Origin of the sequence: Rugamonas rivuli, from assembly GCF_009380165.1 — a bacterium.
GTDB lineage: Bacteria > Pseudomonadota > Gammaproteobacteria > Burkholderiales > Burkholderiaceae_D > Rugamonas > Rugamonas rivuli.
The window spans coordinates 166,239-185,807 of record NZ_WHUF01000003.1 but is presented as its reverse complement, the minus strand read 5'-3'; the positions used below and the strand labels follow the sequence as shown (position 1 = coordinate 185,807).

Here is a 19,569-nt window from a genome sequence, read left to right as displayed (position 1 = left end):
GACGATGAGATGGAGTGCGATGTTATGTGCGGCCCTGGCCGCCGGAGGCGCCATGGCGCAGCAGGCGCAGGAACCGGTGCAGCAAGTGGAAGTGAGCGGCATGGTCGATGCGGACGAGGTGTCGTACCGCCGGCTGTTGAAAGGGCTGGACACCTTCGAAAAATATCGCGCGCTGGCGCCGCAGGGCAGGCTGCGCTACAAGCTGTTCCCGCTGGCGCCGGAGCCGAAGCGGCCCTTGGCCGTGCAACTGCGCAGCGAGCAGGGTAGCGCGTCGCTGGCGCTGGACGCAGACTACGGCTTTGCCCTGCCGCGCGATGAGGCGGCGGCAGCGGCGAAAGCCGTGGTACGCACCAACCGCAAGGGCGGCAGCCTGGCCTGGCGCGTCGATGTCCGCACGCCGGGGCTGGCGGTTAACCAGCGCAGGCTCGGGGATCTGCGGCTGGAATGCCAGGTCAACCGCGAAGTCGATCTGCTCAACGGCGCCAAGCCGCCGGCCTACCTGCTGGTCAACGCCACCTTCGACGTTTGCACGCAGCTGGGCGGCGGCTGGCTGGACGTGGCGCCGCGCGCCATCTTCGGCATCACGATGATCGACGGCGCGCGCCGCAAGCAGTTCTTCTCGGACCAGCTGTACCTGAACCGCATACCGGCGGTGTACCGCATGTTCTACGATACCTACTTGACTGACCGCAGCTACTGGCTGCAGATCAGCGACGCCAGTTGGCCGGACGACACGCTGCTGGAATTCGAATTTATGGAAGATGAGCCGGCGATGGCGATGAACAGTGAGGTGCATCCATGAGGCGCGGATTGACCATGGCCTGCCTGGCTTGCGTCGCCGGGCTGCTGTCCGCCTGCGCCGCCGTGGCGCCGAACATTCCGGCCGCCGCCAGCACCAGCGAGGGTTTGCGGGAACAGCTGCGGCCCGGCGTTACCACCAAGGCGGATGTGGCGCGCACCCTGGGCAAGGGCAGCGCCACCCGTTTCGACAACGGCTACGAAGTCTGGATCTACGACGACAAGCACGCCATACCGGAACTGCTGCATTGGTTTCCGGTGGTCGGCGACGTGGTCTCGGTGGCGGAGGCCACGCGCAGCGTGCACGAACTGGCCATCCTGTTCGACAAGGACGGCGTCGTTCGCAAGTACCAGCTGCGCGAGCAGGCCTCCACGGCCGCGCAGTTGGCGGGCAAGTAGGGCTTATTTGTGGCTGGACGATCCTGCCCACAGATTGATGGCGCCTTCTTTGGCCAGCGCATCGATGTCCGCCAGTTCCCTGGCGCTGAAGCCCAGGTTCTGCAAAGCCGCCACGTTCTCGCGAATCTGCGCGCTGCTGCTGGCGCCGATCAGCGTGGACGTGATGCGCGGATCGCGCAGCACCCAGGCCAGCGCCATCTGCGCCAGCGTCTGGCCGCGCGCCTTGGCGATCTCGTTCAGGCCTCGCACGCGTTCGAGGTTCTCGTCGCTCAGGTGGGCCTTTTGCAGCGAGCCGCCGCCCGGGCGATTGATGCGCGAGTCTTCCGGAATGCCGTTCAGGTATTTGTCGCTCAGGATGCCCTGTGCCAGCGCCGTGAAGGTGATGCAGCCCATGCCCTGGCTGGCCAGCGTGTCGAGCAGGTCTTCCTCGATCCAGCGGTTCAGCATATTGTAAGACGGCTGATGGATCAGGCACGGCACCTTCCACTCGGCCAGCAGGCGCGCCGCTTCGGCGGTCTTCTCGGCGGAATAGGACGATACGCCCACGTACAGGGCCTTGCCCTGCTGGACCGTATGCGCCAGCGCGCCCATGGTTTCCTCCAGCGGCGTGTCCGGGTCGAAGCGGTGCGAGTAGAAGATGTCGACGTAGTCGAGGCCCATGCGTTGCAGGCTTTGATCCAGGCTGGCCAGCACGTATTTGCGCGAACCGCCGCCCTGGCCGTAGGGGCCGGGCCACATGTCCCAGCCGGCCTTGGTGGAGATGATCAGCTCATCGCGGTAGGGCTTGAAGTCTTCCTTGTACAGGTGGCCGAAGTTGGTTTCGGCGGCGCCATAGGGCGGCCCGTAGTTGTTGGCCAGGTCGAAGTGGGTGATGCCCAGGTCGAAGGCGGTGCGCAGCATGTCGCGCTGCGAGGCGAGGGTGTTGGTGTCGCCGAAGTTGTGCCACAGTCCGAGGGACATCAAGGGCAGTTTCAGGCCGCTGCGGCCGCAGGTGCGGTACTGCATGGCTTCATAGCGTTGCGGCGATGCGAGATAGGTCATGTTGAATGCTCCAGGATTGAGAGGGCGTCCGCGATTATAGGCATGTCGGCGGAATCCCGCCGCATACGTCCCAGGCGTTCATTTTTGCAAACCATCGCGGCATGTGTCGATTCGTCGCATTTTCGCAGCTTGCCGGCCCGGGTTTAGGCATGCTGCTATCTTTGGGATTGGAGCCGGTTTAGATGTTCAGACTATCGTTTTCCTCGATGCTGCGCGATTGGCGCGCGGGCGAGTTACGGTTTCTGCTGGCGGCGTTGATGCTGTCGGTGGCGGCGCTGTCGTCGGTGAACTTCTTCACCGCGCGCATGGGCGCCAGCATTGCGCGCAACGCCGGCCAGGTGCTGGCGGCCGATCTGGTACTGGCCTCCGACCAGCCCCTGCCTGCCGACGTGTACGCCGAGGCGCAGCGGCGCGGCCTGCACAGCGCCGAAACGGTCGCCATGCTGAACATGGCCGTCGCCGGCAAGGGTGACGATGGCCTGTCCATGCTGGTCGCGCTGAAGAGCGTCAGCGATGCCTATCCCTTGCGCGGCCACATGAAGTTGCGCCGCGACGGCCAGCCGGACGCCATCGCCACCGGCGCTCCCAAGCCTGGAACAGTGTGGGTGGACCAGACGTTGACGGCGGCGCTGAACCTGCACATCGGCTCCACCGTGCGCATCGGCGACCGCAGCCTGACGGTGGCGGAGGTGATCGCGTCGGAGCCCGACGCCGCCGCGTCCTTCATCACGCTGGCGCCGCGCGCCATGATGTCAGCGGCCGACCTGATGTCCACCAATCTGCTGCAGCAGCACGCCATCGCCACCCACCGCCTGCTGCTGGCGGGCGAGCCGGCGCAGGTGGCGGGCTTCGAACAATGGATCAAGGCCCGCGTCGCGGCCTCGCCCAAGCTGGGCATCGAAATCAGCTCGATCGCCTCCATGGGCAAGGACAGCCAGTCCATGCAGGAGCAGGTGCACCAGTTCCTGTCGCTGGTCAGCCTGTTGTCCGCGCTGCTGGCCGGGATAGCGGTGGCGATGGCGGCACGCCGCTTCATGCAGCGCCACCTCGATGCCTGCGCCGTGATGCGTTGCCTGGGCCAGACGCAATCGCAGCAGATGCGGATGTATCTGCTGGAGTTCCTGATGCTCGGCGCGGCCGGCAGCGTGGGTGGCGTGCTGCTCGGTTTCGGCAGCCATTTCGTGCTGCTGGAATGGCTGGGCAAGCTGGTGGCCGCCGACCTGCCGCCGCCTGGGTGGCAGCCCGCGTTGCAGGGGCTGGCGGCGGGGATGGTGCTGCTGCTTGGCTTCGCGCTGCCTCCGCTGCTCCAGCTGCGCAATGTATCGCAAGTGCGCCTGCTGCGCCGCGAACAGGAAGCGCCCCAGGCTCGCACGGTCGCCAGCTACGTGCTGGGCGCCGCCATGTTCGCCGCGCTGCTGGTGTGGCAGACCGGCGATGTCATGCTCGGCCTGATCGCGGCTGCCGCCTTCGCGCTGTGCGGAGCGGTATTCGGCCTGGTGGCCTGGCTGGGCATCGGCTCGCTGCAACGGATGCGCGGCCTGTTCGACCACCCCGCATGGCGCTTCGCCATCACCGACATGCGCCGCCGTCCCGCCGCCAACGTCACGCAGATCGTCGCGCTGGCGCTGGGCCTCACCGCCTTGCTGCTGTTGACGGTGGTGCGCGGCGACCTGCTGGCGACATGGCGGCAAGCCACGCCGGAGGGGGCGCCGAACCACTACATCATCAACATCCAGCCGGACCAGCAGCAGGAACTGGCCGCGCGCCTGAGAAGCTACGGCCGCCCGCAAATGCACGTCCTGAGCCGGGGACGGCTGATCGCCATCAACGGCAAGCCCGCCAAGTCGGATGATCCGCGCGCCAAGGACATCGTCGAGCGTGAGATCGAAATCGAGCAGGCCAGCCAGCTGCGGGCGCCCAATACCCTCACGGCCGGCCGCTGGTACGACGGCAGCGCGGCGGAGACATCGGTGGACAAGGGCATCGCCGAAATCCTCGGCATCAAGCTGGGCGACCGCGTGACCTTCGACGTGGCCGGCGAAACGCTGGACGTCAAAGTCACCAGCCTGCGCAAGGTGGATTGGCGCGCTCACCAGGTCGGCGCTGCGTTCGAGGTGTCGCCCAAGCTGATGGCCGGTATGCCGATGACGTTGGCGACCACGGTACATGTGCCCCAGGACGACCGGCGCTTCTCCTACCTGCTGGCGCGCGACTATCCGAACGTGAGTGTTTTCGATATCAGCGCCTTCCTGCAGCGGATGCAGGAAACGCTGGCGCAGGTCAGCGCGGCGGTGGAATTCCTGTTCGCGTTCACGCTGGCGTCCGGATTGCTGGTACTGTACGCCGCGATGGCCGGATCGCTGGATGCGCGCAAGCGCCAGGCGGCCTTGCTGCGCGCCTTGGGCGCCACGCGCGGCCAGCTGTCGCAAGCGCAGTGGATAGAACATCTGCTGACCGGCGCCCTGGCGGGCTCGCTGGCGGCCGGCGGCGCCACTGCCGCCAGCTGGGCGCTGGCGCGCTTCAGCTTTCATCTGGAATGGCATTGGTCGCCGTTGTTGTGGACCGCCGGCCTGGTAGCCGGCGCGTTGTGCGCCCTGTTCGGCGGATGGGCGGGTTTGCGCAATGTGCTGAACCAGCCGCCATTACTCAGTCTTCGGGAAAATTAGGAGTAGTTATGACGAATATGAATCTCGCCGCCAGCCTGCTGCGGCCCGCCATCGCGGTCAGGAACCTGGGCAAGCGGGTGGCCGACGCCACCGGCGAACTGACCATCCTGCACGATATCGACCTGACGGTGCAGAGCGGGGAAACGCTGGCCATCGTCGGCGCTTCCGGCTCGGGCAAGTCCACGCTGCTGGGCATACTGGCGGGGCTGGACCTGCCGAGCAGCGGCACGGTCGTGCTGGAGAACACGGATATCTTCCAGCTCAGCGAAGACGGCCGCGCCGTGTTCCGCCAGCAGAACGTGGGCTTCGTGTTCCAGTCCTTCCAGCTGCTGCCGCACTTGAACGCGCTGGAGAATGTCATGCTGCCGCTGGAACTGCGCGGCGACGACGAGGCCAAGGAGAAGGCGGCGGCGATGCTGGAGCGGGTAGGGCTGTCGGCTCGCCTGCGGCACTATCCGAAGTATATGTCCGGCGGTGAGCAGCAGCGGGTGGCGCTGGCCCGGGCCTTCGTGTGCGAGCCGCCGCTGCTGCTGGCCGACGAGCCGACCGGCGCGCTCGACGCGGCCACGGGAGCCGCAGTGATAGAGCTGATGTTCGCGCTGAATCGCGAACGGGGTTCGACGCTGGTGATGGTCACGCACGACCTGTCCGTCGCCGCGCGCTGCGGCAGAACCGTTATCATGAATGCGGGCCGTCTGGCACAAACTGAAAAAGAGGATTGAATGCGTTTCTCACACCTGATGTTGATACCCGTGCTGGCCTTGACTGGCGCCGCAGCCCGTGCCGACGGCCTGGCCGATCTGAAGGCAGCCCTGGAGCGCTTGCAGGAACCGGCGCCGTTGAAGGTGTCGCTGGATTCGAACGTATGGCACCGCAATGGCGAAGGCAAGGACGCTGACGAGACCAACGGCCAGGCGGCAGTCGCTATCGAGGATGGACCGCGCGGCATGCAGCTCAGCTACAGCCGCGAGATGCTGGCCAAGCTGGATGCCGAGGCCACGGCCGTCGCCCGCAATCCCAATGCCAAGACGCCGACGCTGAACGCCGCCCGCGAATTCAGCCCGACCGACCTGCGGCCCATGATCTCCGCCGCGAGCAGCCTGTCTCACATGCTGGAGAAGAGCAGCCTCCTGACCGAAAAGGCCGACGTCTACCAGGGCAAGCCCGCGCGCGTGTTGACCTTCGCGCAGAGTATCGACGCGGTGAGCGACCGTGATCGCAAATACGTCAAGGAGTTCGAGGGGCGGGTGCACGTATGGATCGCGGCTGACGGCACGCCGCTGGCCAGCCGCATCACGCAGAGTTTCTATGGCCGCGCCTTCATCGTCGTCACCTTCGAAGCGAAGAACGAAGAGTCCAGCGTCTATGCGCTGGCTGGCACTCGCCTGGTCGCCGTCCGCAAGGAGAGCCGCAACACCGCCTCCGGAGCGGGCGAGAAGAGCGACCAGAAGATCGTCAAAACCCTGCAAATCCTGTAATCGGTCGGCGTGGCTTCCCGGCCACGCCGATACTCGAAATTTCCCCATTTATCAGAATTTGTGGTAACGTTATCTTATTGGATTCAAGGAGAGATGCGTGCCAGAGGCTAAATTGGGGAGTGCGGACGCCGCACCCGTAACACTGCAGAACGTTGCGGAACAAGCCGGGGTATCGGTAATGACGGTGTCGCGCGCGCTGAGCGGGGAGGGCTATGTCGCCGAGAAGACCCGTGCCCGGGTGCTGGCCGCCGCCAGCGAACTGGGATACTCGCCGAACATCTCGGCCAAGATGATGCGCGGCAGCCGCACCAATGTGATCGGCGTGCTGGTGAACGACCTGCAATCGACGGTGATTAACGAAATCATCGGCGCCGTCAGCGTCGCCGTCCGCGCCCACAATATGGACCTCATCATCTACAACTCCATCGAGGAGCTGGGATCGTCCACGCGCAGCGGCATCAACCAGATCATGCGCGGCCTGTGCGACGGCCTGCTGTTCATCCTGCCGCGCCTCAAGGACGGCTATATCGGCATGCTGGAACAGAGCAGCCTGCCCATGGTGCTCATCAACTACTGCCGCACCGAGACCACGCTGCCGGTGGTACGCGGCGATAACCGCATGGGTGGCCGCGAAGCCGTCAACCACCTGCTGCAACTGGGACACCGCCGCATCGCCTTCATCGGCGGCTCCGCCCACACCGGCCAAAGCCAGGAGCGCCAGCGCGGCTACGCGGACGCGCTCAAGGCGGCCGGCATCGCCGTCGACAAGCAGCTGGTCGCTGCGGGCGATTTCGGTCAACTCTCTGGTTTCCAGGCCACAGGCAAGCTGCTGGCGCTGGCCGAACCACCGACCGCCATCTTCGCCGCCAATGACGAAATGGCCTTCGGCGCGATGGACGCCGTGCGTGCCCACGGCCTGCGCGTGCCGCAGGATGTGTCGGTGATCGGCTTCGATGATATTCCCGCCGCCAGCCACGTGCATCCGAAACTGAGCACGCTGCGTCAGCCGCTCACCGCGATCAGCGAAGCGGCGGTGCAGGAGCTGCTGCGCCGCATCACCGGCGCCGACGCGCAGCAGCGCGCCGAGTTCCCGAGCCAGCTGGTGGTGCGCGAATCGACCGGTCCCGCACCGGTAGTCGGCAAGGCGCAGCGCGGCAAACGCGCCGCCGCCAAGCACTGAAAGGGACGCCGACATGCCCGCATCCAAAGCAGCACCATCGTACATGCAGCGCCTGCGCCGCGACCTGGTCAACAACAAATGGGCGTATGCCATGCTGCTGCCGGTGCTGGCCTACTTTGTGGTGTTCCACTACGTGCCGGTCTACGGCGCGCTGATCGCCTTCAAGGACTTCAACCCCGCATCCGGCATGGCCGGCAGCGAGTGGGTGGGGCTGGACTGGTTCAGGCAGTTCTTCAACGGCCTGTATTTCAACCGCCTGATGCTCAACACGCTGATGCTGAACGTGTACGACGTGCTGCTCGGCTTCCCCGCGCCCATCGTGCTGGCGCTGCTGATGAACGAGTTGACCAGCCTGCGCTTCAAGCAGTTCGTGCAGACCGTAACCTATCTGCCGCACTTCATCTCGGTGGTGGTGGTGTCGGGCATGGTGCTGGACTTCCTGGCCCGTGACGGCGTGCTGACCAATATGCTGGTGGCGCTGGGCGCCACGCCGGATGCGGTGATGAACAATCCGGACTGGTTCCGCCGCATCTACGTCGGTTCGGAGATCTGGCAGAGCATAGGCTGGGGTTCGATCATCTACCTTGCTTCGCTGGCGGGCATCAACCCTTCGCTGTACGAAGCGGCCCGCATCGACGGCGCCAACCGCTGGCAGCAGCTGCTGCACATTACGCTGCCTGGCCTGCTGCCGATCACGATGACGCTGCTGATCCTGCGCCTGGGGCAGTTGATGAGCGTGGGCTTCGAGAAGATCATCCTGCTCTACAACCCAAGCACTTACGAGACGGCCGACGTGATCTCCACCTACGTCTACCGCCACGGCATCCTCGATGCCAACTACAGCTACGCCGCCGCCGTTGGCCTGTTCAATTCCGCCATCGCGCTGGTGCTGCTGGTGGCCGCGAATGCGCTGAGCCGCCGCTGGTCCGGCAACAGCATCTGGTAAGGGAAGGGCAGACATGAGTAACGCTATGCAGACGATCAAACCGACGGCCGGACCAGGCGTGCTGCCGATGCTGCGCCGCCTGAAGCCGCGCAACGGTTGGGCCGGCGCCATCTTCGACACGTTCAACGTGGCGCTGTTGCTGGCGCTGTGCTTCATTACCTTCTATCCGTTCTACTACGTGGTGATCGCCTCGCTCAGCGATCCGCTGGAGTTGATGTCCTATCGCGGCCTGATGCTGCTGCCGCGCGGCCTGTCGCTGGAAGCCTTCCACCGTGTGTGGGACAACCCCATGGTGCGCAGCGGCTTCTTTAACACCATGCTGATCGTGGTCGGCGGCACGGCGCTGAACCTGGTGCTGACCAGCTTTGGCGCCTACGCCCTGTCGCGCAAGCGGCTGATGCTGGAGAAGCCTGTGATGCTGCTGATTATCTTCACCATGTTCTTCAGCGGCGGCCTGGTGCCGCAGTACCTGCTGGTGCGCGACCTGGGCCTGCTGGACAGCCGCTGGGCTATCGTGCTGCCGTTCGCCGTAAGCGCCTGGAACCTGATCCTGCTGCGCTCCGCCTTCAACGCCGTGCCCAAGGACTACGAGGAAGCCGCTCGCATGGATGGCGCCGGCGACTTCACGATACTGATGCAGGTCTATGTCCCGCTCTGCATGCCGACGCTGGCGGTGGTGGGGCTGTTCTACGCGGTCAGCCACTGGAACGGCTACTTCTATTCGATGATCTACCTGTCCGACCGCCACATGTTCCCGATCCAGCTTGTGTTGCGCGAGATTCTCGTCTCCGGCAGCACGGATTCGATGATGACCGGCCAGGCTGCCGGCCGCGAGGCGCTGAGCACCACGATCAAATACGCCACCGTGGTGGTGGCGACGCTGCCGGTGCTGGCGCTCTATCCCTTCCTGCAGCGTTACTTCGTCAAAGGCGTCCTGGTTGGAGGTATCAAGGAATGAGTATCATGCGCCTGTTTTTTGCTCTGTGTGTGGTAACGATAACAGCTTCCGCTGCCGAACCCACGCTGCCCATCGTCACGCAACCGCTGCATCTGAGCTGGTTCGCCAACTTCAACGGCAAGGCCGCCGTCTCCATCAACAGCTACGCGGAGCAGAGCGCCTACCAGGTGCTGGCCGCGCGCACCGGCATCGTGGTCGACTTCAACCACCCGCCGCTGGGCGCGGAGCGTGAGCGCTTCAACCTGCTGGCCGTCTCCGGCAAATATCCGGACGTGATCGAAGCCGACTGGTTCTCCTATCCCGGCGGTTCGGCCAAGGCGCTGAGCGACGGCGTCATCATCCCGCTCAATGACCTGATCCGCCGCTATGCGCCCAATCTGCAAGCGCTGTTGGACGCCAACCCGGAAGTGTTCCGCCAGATCTCCACCGACGACGGCGTGATCTACGCCTTCCCCATGCTGCGCATCGATCCGCAGGTGCGCAGCATCTGGGGCCCGCAGATTCGCGCCGACTGGCTGGAGCGCCTCAACCTGGCCAAGCCCGAAACCATCGCCGACTGGTACCAGGTGCTGAAAGCCTTCAAGACCCGCGACCCCAATGGCAACGGCCGCGCCGACGAGATTCCATTCTCCGCCCTGACCATCCCGGGCGAGAAGCAGGTACCCGGCCTGCCGCCGCCGCTGTGGGTCTTCCTGGGCGGCTTCGGCCTGGCGCCGGAGTTCTATCAGAAGGATGGAAAGGTCCATTACAGCCCGGCCGATCCGGCCTACCGCGACTTCCTTGTCACCATGCGCCAGTGGTATAGCGAAGGCCTGCTCGACCCGGACTATCTGTCGCAGACCGAACGCCAGTTCGACGCCAAGATGACTAACAACCAAGTCGGCGCCTATGCGGGCTACAACGGCAGCGGCCTGGCGCGCTTCACCGCGATGAACCAGGCGCGCTTCCCCGGCTTCCATCTGACGCCTGTGGCGTATCCGACGGCTGCGGACGGCAAGCGTTACCTCACCTGGCCGGAAGCAGGGCAGATCTACCCCGGCGTGGGCGCCGCCATCAGCACGCAGAACCGCCACGTGATCGAAACCGTCAAGTATCTCGACTACGGCTACAGCCGCGAGGGCGGCCTGGCGCTCAGCTTCGGCAAGGAAGGCCTGAGCTATCGCATGGTGGACGGCGAGCCGCGCTACACCGACCTGATACTGAAAAATCCCAAGTTGTCGGTGGCGGAGGCGATCTTCGCCCACGCCCGCCCGCAAAGCGGCCCACTGGTGCAGGACGTGCGCTACCTGAAGCAGTTCTACTCGCTGCCGGAACAGGCGGAGGCCGTGCGCATCTGGTCCGACGCATCGGACGAGCTGCTGATGCCCGCCGTGGAAGTGGGCGCTGCCGACGCGCGCAAGTTCAACGCCATCATGAGCGACCTGAAAATCTACGTCGCCGAAATGACGACCCGCTTCATCCTCGGCCGTGAGCCGCTGGACAACTTCGACAACTACCGCAAGAAACTCGACCAGGCCGGCATCCAGCGCGCCATCGGCTATATGCAGAAGGCGCTGGACCGCAGCCGCGCCAAGAAGCTGCCGGGCGCCGGCCAACCTAAACGCTGATTCAACGCTGATCACATCACCCTTAATGAAACAGGAGCAAACATGAACAAGCATTTCCACCAACTGACGCAGGAACCGGGCCTCTCGGCGCTGCAAGGCCACAGCTGCAAGCTGCTGGAGTTTTCGCGCCTGGTGCTGGCCGCCGGTGACACCTACGTTGGCAGCATCGAGGACGACCGCGAATGCCTGCTGGTCGCCATCGGCGGCAGCGCGCGCATCACCGTCAACGGCAAGGTGTTCGCATCGGTGGGCGGCCGCGCCAATGTCTTCGCCGGCAATCCGCACAGCGTCTACCTGCCGCGCGGCGCCAGCTACAAGGTCGAGGCGCTGACCATGTTCGATGCCGCCATGCCGTCCGCCCCGTCGTCGCTGGACATCGAGCCTTACGAGATAGTGCCTGCGCAAGTGAAGACCGGCACCTGGGGCACGCTGAACTACACGCGCCACTTCCGCGAAATCCTGACCGCGCCGGATGGCCGTCCAGCGGCCAGCCTGATCGTCGGCGAGACGCTGACCCCATCGGGCAACTGGAGCACCTACCCGCCGCACAAGCACGAGAAGGTCGATGGCGCGGAAGTCTTCCACGAAGAGATGTACTACTTCCGCATCTCCGCGCCGGAGGGCTTCGGCTTCCTGCGCCACTACGGCAGCGACGGTGAATTCGACGACACCCACGTCGTGCGCGACAACAGTCTGATCTCCATGCCGCACGGTTATCACACCTACGCCGGCGCTCCGGGCGCGCAGAGCTACTACCTGTGGTTCCTCGCTGGCGACAGCCGCAAGCAGGGCGTGAAGGCCGATCCCGCACTGGCGTGGACGCAAAAACTGGTCGGCATGGTGTAAGCATGGCAGCCGAACTCTTTTCCCTCGCCGGCAAGACCGCGCTGGTGACAGGCGGTGCAAGCGGCATAGGCCAGGCGATTGCCGTTGCGCTGGCGCAGGCAGGCGCCGATGTCGCCATCACCGTGCACTCCGCTGCGGCCGATGAAACGCATGCGCTGGTTGCAGCCACGGGCCGCCGCTATCACGAGGTTCAGTGCGACCTTGGTTCGCAGGCCGACGTGCAGGCGCTGCTCGACGCGGTGGCCGCTGAACTGGGGCCGGTCGATATCCTGGTCAACAACGCCGGCATCATACGCCGCGCCGATCTGGTGGAGTTTGGCGAGGAGGATTGGAGCGATGTCCTGGCGGTCAATCTGGATGCGGTGTGGCGCTTGTCACAGGCGGCTGCGCGCGGCATGGTGCAGCGGGGTGGCGGCAAGATCATCAACATCGCATCGCTGTTGAGCTTCCAGGGCGGCATCCGCGTGCCTTCGTACACTGCCAGCAAACACGCCGTGGTGGGATTGACGAAAGCGTTCGCAAACGAATTGTCGTCCAAATGTGTTAACGTTAACTGTATTGCGCCCGGCTATATCGAGACGGCCAATACCGCAGCATTGCGGCAGGACGAGCAGCGCAGCCGGCAGATTATGGAGCGCATTCCGGCCGGCCGCTGGGGGCGTCCGTCGGACCTCGGCGGCGCTGCCGTGTTCCTGGCATCGTCGGCGGCGGATTATGTGCACGGCCATACGCTGGTGGTCGACGGCGGCTGGATGGCGCGATGAACGGACGCCGTTTCGATCTGGTCGCGCTGGGCGAGTGCATGGTGGAGCTGCATGCCTCTGAGCCGCTGGGCGAGGCCGCGCAGCTGACCCGTGGCTTCGGCGGCGATGTGCTGAATGCGCTGACGTCGGCAGCCCGGCAGGGCGGACGTACCGGCTTTATCACCCGCGTCGGCGACGATCCGTTCGGTCCGCCCTTGCTGCGCCAGTGGCGGCAGCTTGGCATCAATACGGAACAGGCGCCGCTGGCTGCCGGCGACAACGGCGTCTACTTCATCTCGCTGCTGGACGGCGGCGAGCGCGAATTCACCTATCGCCGCAAAGACTCAGCTGCATCGCGCATCGCGGCGGCCGATCTGGATGCGGCGTACATCGCATCCGCAAGCTGCATCCTGCTGTCCGGGATCACGCAGGCGATTTCCGAGAGCGCAATGCGGGCCACGCTGGCGGCCGCGCGGATCGCCCGCGCATACGGCGTCAAAGTGGCGTACGACCCTAACTTCCGGCCGCGCCTGTGGGCGGAGCGCGGCGGCCTTGATGCGGCCAAGCTGGCTTTCGACGGCTTGCTGCCGCTGGTCGACATCCTGCTGCCCAGCCACCCAACCGATTTCGAACTATTCGCCGCCGCCTCTGTGCTGGCGGCCCATCCCGGCCTAGAACTGGCGATCAAGTGCGGCGCAGAAGGCAGTCTGCTGATGCTGCCTAGCGGCCCGCTGTGCATCGCCCCTGCGCAAGCCACTGTGGTTGACACCACCGGCGCCGGCGACGCTTGGAACGGCGCCTATCTGCTGCACCGCATGCGCGGCGCCGACGCCGAACGCGCCGCCACGCTGGCCAACCAGGCCGCTGCCGCCAAGCTGGCCCACCGCGGCGCGATTCCACCGTACGTATCGCCATCGGCAACCATCAATTGAACAAGGAAACCATGATCGCAACTTCTCCATCGCCGACCACTATCGACAAGCCGCAGGCCATGGATCTGGAGGCCGCGCTGCAAACCGCGCTAGCGCAGCTGTCGGCCAATCTGCCGCGCTACGCCACGCTGTTCCCGGACGATACCAGTCGCGCCAACCACTACGAGCCGCGACGCTTCGAACACTACGCCGACGGCGCCAACACCGGCTGGACCACCGGCTTCTGGACCGGCATGCTGTGGATGGCCCATGAGCTGAGCGGCAAGGCGGAATTCCGCGACGCCGCGCTGGCGCAGCTGCCCGGCTACGGCGAACGCCTGGCCAAGCGCATCAACATCGATCATCACGATCTGGGCTTCCTCTACATGCCGTCGTGCGTGGCCGCTTACCGCATCACCGGCGACGAGGGCGCGCGCAAGATCGCGCTGGATGCAGCGGACCACCTGATGCAGCGCTACCTGCCCAAGGCCGGGATCATCCAGGCCTGGGGCGACTTGAGCGACCCGCAACAGCGCGGCCGCATCATCATCGACTGCCTGATGAATCTACCGTTGCTGCATTGGGCCGGCGGCAACGAGCGCCGTTCAAGCTACAAGGCGGCCGCGATGACGCACGCGCTGCGTTCGCGCGACTACCTGGTGCGCAGCGACGATTCCAGTTTCCACACCTTTCATTTCGATCCTCAGACCGGCGCGCCGCTGCGCGGCAGCACCGCGCAAGGCTGGTCTGACGATTCGTGCTGGGCGCGTGGCCAGGCCTGGGGCATCTACGGTTTCGCGCTGAATCACCGCTACGCGCCGCATCTGGGACTGCTGCAAGTGGCGATGCGCCAGGCCGACTACTTCCTGCGCCGCCTGCCCGCCGACGGCATCGCCTACTGGGATCTGGCATTCGATGAGCACAGCGGCGAACCATGGGACAGCTCTGCCAGCGCCATCGCCGTCTGCGGCCTGCTGGAGCTGTCGGAGCAACTGGAGGAGGGCGAACAGCGCCGCCGCTACCGCGCCGCCGCGCTGCACATCCTCGATGGCCTGGTGCGGCTGTGCGCAGCGAAGCCCGGCGACAGCAATGCGCTGCTGCTGCACGGCGTGTACAGCAAGCCGCATGGCCACGGCGTCGACGAGGCGAATTTGTGGGGCGATTTCTTTTACCTTGAAGCGCTGAGCCGCGTCGCACGCGGCACGGCCGGCTACTGGTAGATCGACTAATTCGAAGAATAGAAGGGGACAGGATGGACAGAGATTAGGAGACGTCTCGCAAGGGACCGGTGTTGTTTTCACATTCCAGGTCAGGCATGTCTTGACCAATTATAAAAGTATTGATGTACTTAACAAAAGGGAGTCGGAGATGAATGACAGCTACAACAGCAGCAAGGCGCAATTGCGTTTCCATCCGATGGCGCTGGCGGTGGCATTGACCATCGTGGGGACGGCGACATCGCATGCAGCTGAACTGGCAACGACACCGGCGGCCGACGCTCCGGTTCAACAGATCGAAGTGACGGGTATCCGCGCCTCCAAGCAGAAATCGCTGGAGAAGAAGCGCCACGCCGACGGTGTGACCGAAGTAATCAGCGCCGAAGATGTCGGCAAAATGCCGGACAAGAACGTGGCCGACGCGCTGCAAAAGCTGCCCGGCGTGGTCACCACCGCCGGCAGTGGCGGCGGCAACGGCTACGATGAGAACGACCGTGTCAGCATGCGGGGCACCAGCCCCAGCCTGGCGCTGACCACCATCAACGGACACTCGGTGGCGACCGCCGACTGGGATCCTTCCGACATGCTGTCCAACGGCGGCGCTTCGCGTTCCGTCAGTTTCCTGCTGCTGCCGTCGGAAATCGTCTCGCAGGTGATCGTGCACAAGAGCGCGCAGGCCGACCAGCTGGAGGGCGGTGTCTCCGGCGCGATCGACATCCTCACCCGCCGTCCGCTGGAGTTCAAGAAGCCGTTCACCGCCGAAATCGGCCTGCAGGGCGTGTACTCCGATTTGTCCGGCAAGACCAACCCGCAACTGAATGCACTGTTCAACTGGAAGAACGAAACCGGCAACGCCGGCGTGATGCTGCAGGTGTTCGATCAGAAGCGCCAGATCCGCCGCGACAGCCAGCAGATGACCTGGGGCGTCATCAGCCCGACCAGCGCCGCAGGCAAGGCCAATGGCGGCCAGCTGGCCGGCGCCTACTACGCGTCCGGCATCACGCAGCAGCTGTTCCAGCAGGAGCGCCACCGCAGCGGTGCAGTGGTCGACGCGGAGTTCAAGGTCAATAACGATTTGACGCTGAACCTGAACGGCTTCCACTCCAAGCTGAAGGCCGAGTACCTGATGAACAACTTCGTTGTCCGTCCCGGTAACAGCATCGCCGGCGGCGTCGTGCCGACCAACGTTACCCTCGCCAACGGCGTGCTGACCAACGCCCGCTTCGATAACACGGGCAACGCCACCGGCGCCCAGATCGAAACCTATTCGAATCCAAGCGCCGCGTCGCAGACCAACTTCCTCAACGGCGACTTCAAATACCGCGCCTCGGAAAACCTGCGCTTCACCGGCCAGGTCGGCAAGACCAAGGCCGACAGCGACGCCTACCTGTACGCCAATTACGCCTTCCTGCCTAACACCTCGACCGGCTATTCCTACAGCGGCGCAGGATCGCCGTTGCAGCTGTCGTTGCCGAACGGCGTCAACGCCGCCAACCTCACGGCCAGTCCGGGCAACAGCGGTGCAGATGACTCCTATGCGTTGCAGCACAGCGCCGACAAGGAAAGCTACGGCAACGTGGATGGCGAGTACCGCTTCGAAGACAGCTGGCTGTCCGCCATCAAGGCCGGCGTGCGCCACTCGGATCACGAGCGCGCGGGCACCCGTCCGCTCAAGGGCGGCCCTGCGGTCAACGCGGCCAATAACGGCGCCACCGCCATCACCACGCTGCCCGGCTATGGCGGCACCGTCTATCCCGGCGACTTTGGCAATAACCTCGGCGGCGTTGGCACCGGCGGCCTGCCGCTGCTGACTTCCGACCAGGTGGTGTCGTGGTCCAACGCCAACCTGCCGACCAACCCTTCGTACAACCTGCCGGTATCCGGCGTGTTCAAGGTCAAGGAGAAAGTGGATTCCGGCTATCTGATGGCGCGCTTCGAGGGCGAACACTGGCGCGGCGATGTCGGCCTGCGTCTGGTTCGCACCAAGGTCAGCGTCACCACCAACACCGGCGTGCCATGCGGCGTACCGTCGGCCACCAACGGGATCACCTACGGCAGCCCGGCCCAGGCCAGCGCCTGCACTACCTTCGTGCCAGCCGGCGCAACGCTGACCACCGGTTCGCGCTTCGGTAACTTCTACACCATGACCACCGACAGCAGCTACACCAACAAGCTGCCAAGCGCGAACCTGGCGCTGGACGTGCGCGAGGACGTGGTGGTGCGCCTGAGCGCAGCCAAGGTCATGTCCCGTCCCGACTACAGCGCCCTCGGTGCGACGTTCAGCGGCTTCGCCTACAACGTGGCCAATCCGGTGCCGTCCACCGCAACCGGTGGCAATCCGAAACTGGCGCCGGTGGTGGCGAAGAACTACAACGCGGGCGTTGAGTGGTACTTCAAACCGCGCTCGCTGCTGTCGGCGCAGCTGTTCTACATCGACTTCGAATCGCTGATCGGCTCCGGCACCAGCACCCAGGTGCTGCTGAATACCGCCATCCCTGCATCGCTGGGCGGCCCTGCGCTGGTGCCGACGGTGGTGAACTCGCCAGTGTCGACGAAGGGCGTTTCGAAAGGCATCGAGCTCGGTTACGAGCAGCCGGTATGGGGCAGCTTCGGCGTGCAGGCCAACTACAGCTATGTCGACGCCAAGGAAGCGAACGGCCTGCCGATGCTGGGCTCCTCGAAGAACGCCTACACCGCCGGCGCTTACTTCGAGAACGACCAGTTCAGCGCACGCCTGGTGTATTCCTACCGCTCGGCTTCGCGCAACGGCTTGTTCGGACTGTCGCAGAGCTATAGCGCCGCTACCGGAACGCTGGCCGCTTCGGTCAACTACATCGTCAACGACAAGCTGACACTGACCTTCGAAGGACTGAACCTGAACAATCCCAAGCTGCGCGTCTACAACGCCGCCAGTGCCACGATCCCGTTCGAAAACAGCAGCGCGTTCTATAGCTCCGGGCGTCAGTTCTACCTTGGCCTGCGTTATAAATTCTAATTCACTCATTCGCAGAACATGAATCAAACGATAGGCAGTTTCGATATCGTCGGGGACCAGTTCCACCTGAACGGCCAGCCGTTCAGGGTGCTCTCCGGCGCCTTGCATTACTTTCGCGTTCTCCCCGAGTTGTGGGAGGACCGCCTGCTCAAGCTCAAAGCCATGGGCTTGAACACGGTAGAGACCTATGTAGCCTGGAATCTGCACGAGCCCGCCGCAGGGCAGTTCCGCTACGAAGGTGGACTCGATCTGGCGGCCTTCATCCGCCTGGCCGAGTCGTTGGGTTTGTATGTGATCGTCCGGCCCGGCCCATTCATCTGTGCCGAATGGGAGTTCGGCGGCTTGCCCGCCTGGCTGCTGGCCGATCCCTACATGGAAGTGCGCTGCTGCTACCAGCCTTACCTGGAAGCTGTACGCCGTTTTTACGACGACCTTTTACCGCGCCTGCTCCCTCTCCAGATCCAGCGCGGAGGCCCGATATTGGCCATGCAGGTTGAAAATGAATACGGCAGTTACGGCAGCGATCAGCTTTACCTGACGTGGCTACGCCGTCTGATGCTGGACAGCGGGGTGGAAACCCTGCTGTTCACATCGGACGGCGCAACCGATCATATGCTCACGCACGGCACGCTGGCTCAGGTCTGGAAGAGCGCCAACTTCGGCTCACGCGCCAAGGAGGAATTCGCCAAGCTGCGCGAGTACCAGCCGGATGGTCCGCTGATGTGCATGGAGTTCTGGAACGGCTGGTTCGACCACTGGGGCGAGCCGCACCACACCCGCGACGCCGCCGATGCCGCCGATGCGCTGGACCGCATCATGGCTTGCGGCGCACACGTCAACGTCTACATGTTCCACGGCGGGACCAACTTCGGCTTCATGAATGGCGCTAATACAGACCTGCTGACGCGTGACTATCAACCCACCGTCAACAGCTACGACTACGACGCGCCGCTCGACGAAACCGGCCAGCCGACCGCCAAGTTCCACGCCTTCCGCGCCGTGCTGGAGAAGCATGTGGCGCTGCCGCCGATGCAGCTGCCCGCGCCCACGCCGCGCATAGCCGTCGACGCGCTGACGTTCGACGCCAGCGCCGGCCTGTGGGACGCCTTGCCGCTGCTGAGCGAAGCGTATCGCGACATCGTCCCGCGCGCGATGGAGACATTGGGACAAAACTATGGTTTCATCCTGTACCGCACCGAGACCGCTCATCCGCCGGGCAAGGTGGTGCTGTCGCTGGAGCGCCTGCACGACCGTGCGCAAGTCTTCATCAACGGCCGGCCGGTTGGCGTCATCGAACGTAACGGCCCCTTGCAGCTGGAAGTGGATATTCCTGCTGGCGGCTTGACTACGCTGGAGCTGTTGGTCGAGAATCAGGGGCGCGTCAATTACGGTCCCGATCTGCAGGACCGCAAGGGCATACTGGGTTGGGTAAGGCTGGGCATCAACAAGCTGTATCACTGGCAGATGTACCCGCTGCCGCTGGAAGATGTCGGCGGCCTGCCGTTCAGGTCCGGCGTGTTGGCCGATGGCCGTCCCGCTTTCCATCGCACGCGTTTCAACGTGGCTGCACCGGGCGACACCTTCCTCGGCATGGCGGGCTGGCGCAAGGGCGTGGCCTGGCTTAATGGTTTCAATCTGGGCCGCTACTGGGAGTGCGGTCCGCAGACGGCGCTTTATGTGCCGGCGCCTTTGCTGCGTGAAGGCGAGAACGAGTTGATCGTGCTGGAACTGCACGGTACCGATACGCATATCGCCCGTTTGTCGGCGCAGCGTCCGTAACAGGA

At 64.6% G+C, this 19,569-nt stretch carries 16 protein-coding genes; 15 read left to right on the top strand and 1 reads right to left on the bottom strand.

All coding sequences use genetic code 11. The annotated features are described in order from the left end of the window. Positions 1-19: 19 nt before the first annotated feature. Together GEV01_RS11170 and GEV01_RS11165 are read left to right on the top strand one after the other, a co-directional pair. Positions 20-802 carry a hypothetical protein gene (locus GEV01_RS11170; protein ID WP_152804311.1) on the top strand — a complete coding sequence of 261 codons (783 nt, stop codon included), beginning with the start codon at positions 20-22 and terminating at the stop codon, positions 800-802. Beyond that, positions 799-1,197 carry a hypothetical protein gene (locus tag GEV01_RS11165; RefSeq protein WP_152804309.1) on the top strand — a complete coding sequence of 133 codons (399 nt, stop codon included), beginning with the start codon at positions 799-801 and terminating at the stop codon, positions 1,195-1,197. Before GEV01_RS11170 ends, GEV01_RS11165 begins: the two co-directional genes overlap by 4 nt. A 3-nt stretch (positions 1,198-1,200) precedes the next feature. Here GEV01_RS11165 and mgrA read toward each other — a convergent pair whose 3' ends face one another. Next, a complete protein-coding gene (gene mgrA / locus GEV01_RS11160; RefSeq protein WP_152804307.1) occupies positions 1,201-2,238 on the bottom strand; it encodes an L-glyceraldehyde 3-phosphate reductase in 1,038 nt (345 codons plus the stop codon). Positions 2,239-2,420: 182 nt separating this feature from the next. Between mgrA and GEV01_RS11155 the strand changes: the two genes are divergently transcribed. The 13 genes from GEV01_RS11155 (at position 2,421) to GEV01_RS11095 (ending at position 19,564) form a co-directional block, all read left to right on the top strand. Next, positions 2,421-4,904: an ABC transporter permease gene (locus GEV01_RS11155; protein ID WP_152804305.1), complete on the top strand. Its 2,484-nt coding sequence runs from the start codon at positions 2,421-2,423 to the stop codon at positions 4,902-4,904. A gap of 8 nt (positions 4,905-4,912) precedes the next feature. After that, on the top strand, positions 4,913-5,626 hold the full coding sequence (locus GEV01_RS11150; RefSeq protein ID WP_152804303.1) for an ABC transporter ATP-binding protein: 714 nt from the start codon (positions 4,913-4,915) through the stop codon (positions 5,624-5,626). Further along, positions 5,627-6,382: a hypothetical protein gene (locus GEV01_RS11145; RefSeq protein WP_152804301.1), complete on the top strand. Its 756-nt coding sequence runs from the start codon at positions 5,627-5,629 to the stop codon at positions 6,380-6,382. A 97-nt stretch (positions 6,383-6,479) separates the two neighbouring features. Further along, complete coding sequence (locus tag GEV01_RS11140; protein WP_152804299.1) at positions 6,480-7,562, top strand: LacI family DNA-binding transcriptional regulator; 1,083 nt, start codon at positions 6,480-6,482, stop codon at positions 7,560-7,562. A 13-nt stretch (positions 7,563-7,575) separates the two neighbouring features. Then, positions 7,576-8,508 carry an ABC transporter permease gene (locus GEV01_RS11135; protein ID WP_235914333.1) on the top strand — a complete coding sequence of 311 codons (933 nt, stop codon included), beginning with the start codon at positions 7,576-7,578 and terminating at the stop codon, positions 8,506-8,508. Positions 8,509-8,521: 13 nt separating this feature from the next. Beyond that, entirely contained in the window at positions 8,522-9,466 is a 945-nt protein-coding gene (locus GEV01_RS11130) for a carbohydrate ABC transporter permease (RefSeq protein WP_083296332.1), read from the top strand. A 5-nt stretch (positions 9,467-9,471) separates the two neighbouring features. Further along, positions 9,472-11,073 (top strand): type 2 periplasmic-binding domain-containing protein, encoded by a 1,602-nt coding sequence (locus GEV01_RS11125; protein WP_175023034.1) that lies wholly within the window; start codon positions 9,472-9,474, stop codon positions 11,071-11,073. Positions 11,074-11,115: 42 nt separating this feature from the next. Further along, the gene (locus tag GEV01_RS11120; RefSeq protein WP_152804297.1) at positions 11,116-11,919 is read left to right on the top strand and encodes a 5-deoxy-glucuronate isomerase; all 804 of its coding nucleotides are present in this window, start codon (positions 11,116-11,118) and stop codon (positions 11,917-11,919) included. A gap of 2 nt (positions 11,920-11,921) precedes the next feature. After that, positions 11,922-12,683, top strand: a complete 762-nt coding sequence (gene kduD / locus GEV01_RS11115) for a 2-dehydro-3-deoxy-D-gluconate 5-dehydrogenase KduD (protein WP_152804296.1) — start codon at positions 11,922-11,924, stop codon at positions 12,681-12,683. Next, the gene (locus tag GEV01_RS11110; protein ID WP_152804294.1) at positions 12,680-13,594 is read left to right on the top strand and encodes a sugar kinase; all 915 of its coding nucleotides are present in this window, start codon (positions 12,680-12,682) and stop codon (positions 13,592-13,594) included. The genes kduD and GEV01_RS11110 overlap by 4 nt, the downstream gene beginning before the upstream one ends. A gap of 11 nt (positions 13,595-13,605) precedes the next feature. Beyond that, positions 13,606-14,793, top strand: a complete 1,188-nt coding sequence (locus GEV01_RS11105; RefSeq protein ID WP_152804292.1) for a glycoside hydrolase family 88 protein — start codon at positions 13,606-13,608, stop codon at positions 14,791-14,793. Positions 14,794-14,941: 148 nt separating this feature from the next. Next, positions 14,942-17,785: a TonB-dependent receptor gene (locus GEV01_RS11100; RefSeq protein ID WP_152804290.1), complete on the top strand. Its 2,844-nt coding sequence runs from the start codon at positions 14,942-14,944 to the stop codon at positions 17,783-17,785. 18 nt (positions 17,786-17,803) lie between these two features. After that, on the top strand, positions 17,804-19,564 hold the full coding sequence (locus GEV01_RS11095; RefSeq protein WP_152804288.1) for a glycoside hydrolase family 35 protein: 1,761 nt from the start codon (positions 17,804-17,806) through the stop codon (positions 19,562-19,564). Positions 19,565-19,569 lie beyond the last annotated feature (5 nt).

Excerpts from the sequence above, each read along its gene's own strand:
- GEV01_RS11170 (WP_152804311.1), top strand. The coding sequence starts at position 20 with ATGTTATGTGCGGCCCTGGCCGCCGGAGGCGCCATGGCGCAGCAGGCG.
- GEV01_RS11165 (WP_152804309.1), top strand. The coding sequence starts at position 799 with ATGAGGCGCGGATTGACCATGGCCTGCCTGGCTTGCGTCGCCGGGCTG.
- mgrA (WP_152804307.1), bottom strand. The coding sequence starts at position 2,238 with ATGACCTATCTCGCATCGCCGCAACGCTATGAAGCCATGCAGTACCGC.
- GEV01_RS11155 (WP_152804305.1), top strand. The coding sequence starts at position 2,421 with ATGTTCAGACTATCGTTTTCCTCGATGCTGCGCGATTGGCGCGCGGGC.
- GEV01_RS11150 (WP_152804303.1), top strand. The coding sequence starts at position 4,913 with ATGACGAATATGAATCTCGCCGCCAGCCTGCTGCGGCCCGCCATCGCG.
- GEV01_RS11145 (WP_152804301.1), top strand. The coding sequence starts at position 5,627 with ATGCGTTTCTCACACCTGATGTTGATACCCGTGCTGGCCTTGACTGGC.
- GEV01_RS11135 (WP_235914333.1), top strand. The coding sequence starts at position 7,576 with ATGCCCGCATCCAAAGCAGCACCATCGTACATGCAGCGCCTGCGCCGC.
- GEV01_RS11130 (WP_083296332.1), top strand. The coding sequence starts at position 8,522 with ATGAGTAACGCTATGCAGACGATCAAACCGACGGCCGGACCAGGCGTG.
- GEV01_RS11125 (WP_175023034.1), top strand. The coding sequence starts at position 9,472 with ATGCGCCTGTTTTTTGCTCTGTGTGTGGTAACGATAACAGCTTCCGCT.
- GEV01_RS11120 (WP_152804297.1), top strand. The coding sequence starts at position 11,116 with ATGAACAAGCATTTCCACCAACTGACGCAGGAACCGGGCCTCTCGGCG.
- kduD (WP_152804296.1), top strand. The coding sequence starts at position 11,922 with ATGGCAGCCGAACTCTTTTCCCTCGCCGGCAAGACCGCGCTGGTGACA.
- GEV01_RS11110 (WP_152804294.1), top strand. The coding sequence starts at position 12,680 with ATGAACGGACGCCGTTTCGATCTGGTCGCGCTGGGCGAGTGCATGGTG.
- GEV01_RS11105 (WP_152804292.1), top strand. The coding sequence starts at position 13,606 with ATGATCGCAACTTCTCCATCGCCGACCACTATCGACAAGCCGCAGGCC.
- GEV01_RS11100 (WP_152804290.1), top strand. The coding sequence starts at position 14,942 with ATGAATGACAGCTACAACAGCAGCAAGGCGCAATTGCGTTTCCATCCG.
- GEV01_RS11095 (WP_152804288.1), top strand. The coding sequence starts at position 17,804 with ATGAATCAAACGATAGGCAGTTTCGATATCGTCGGGGACCAGTTCCAC.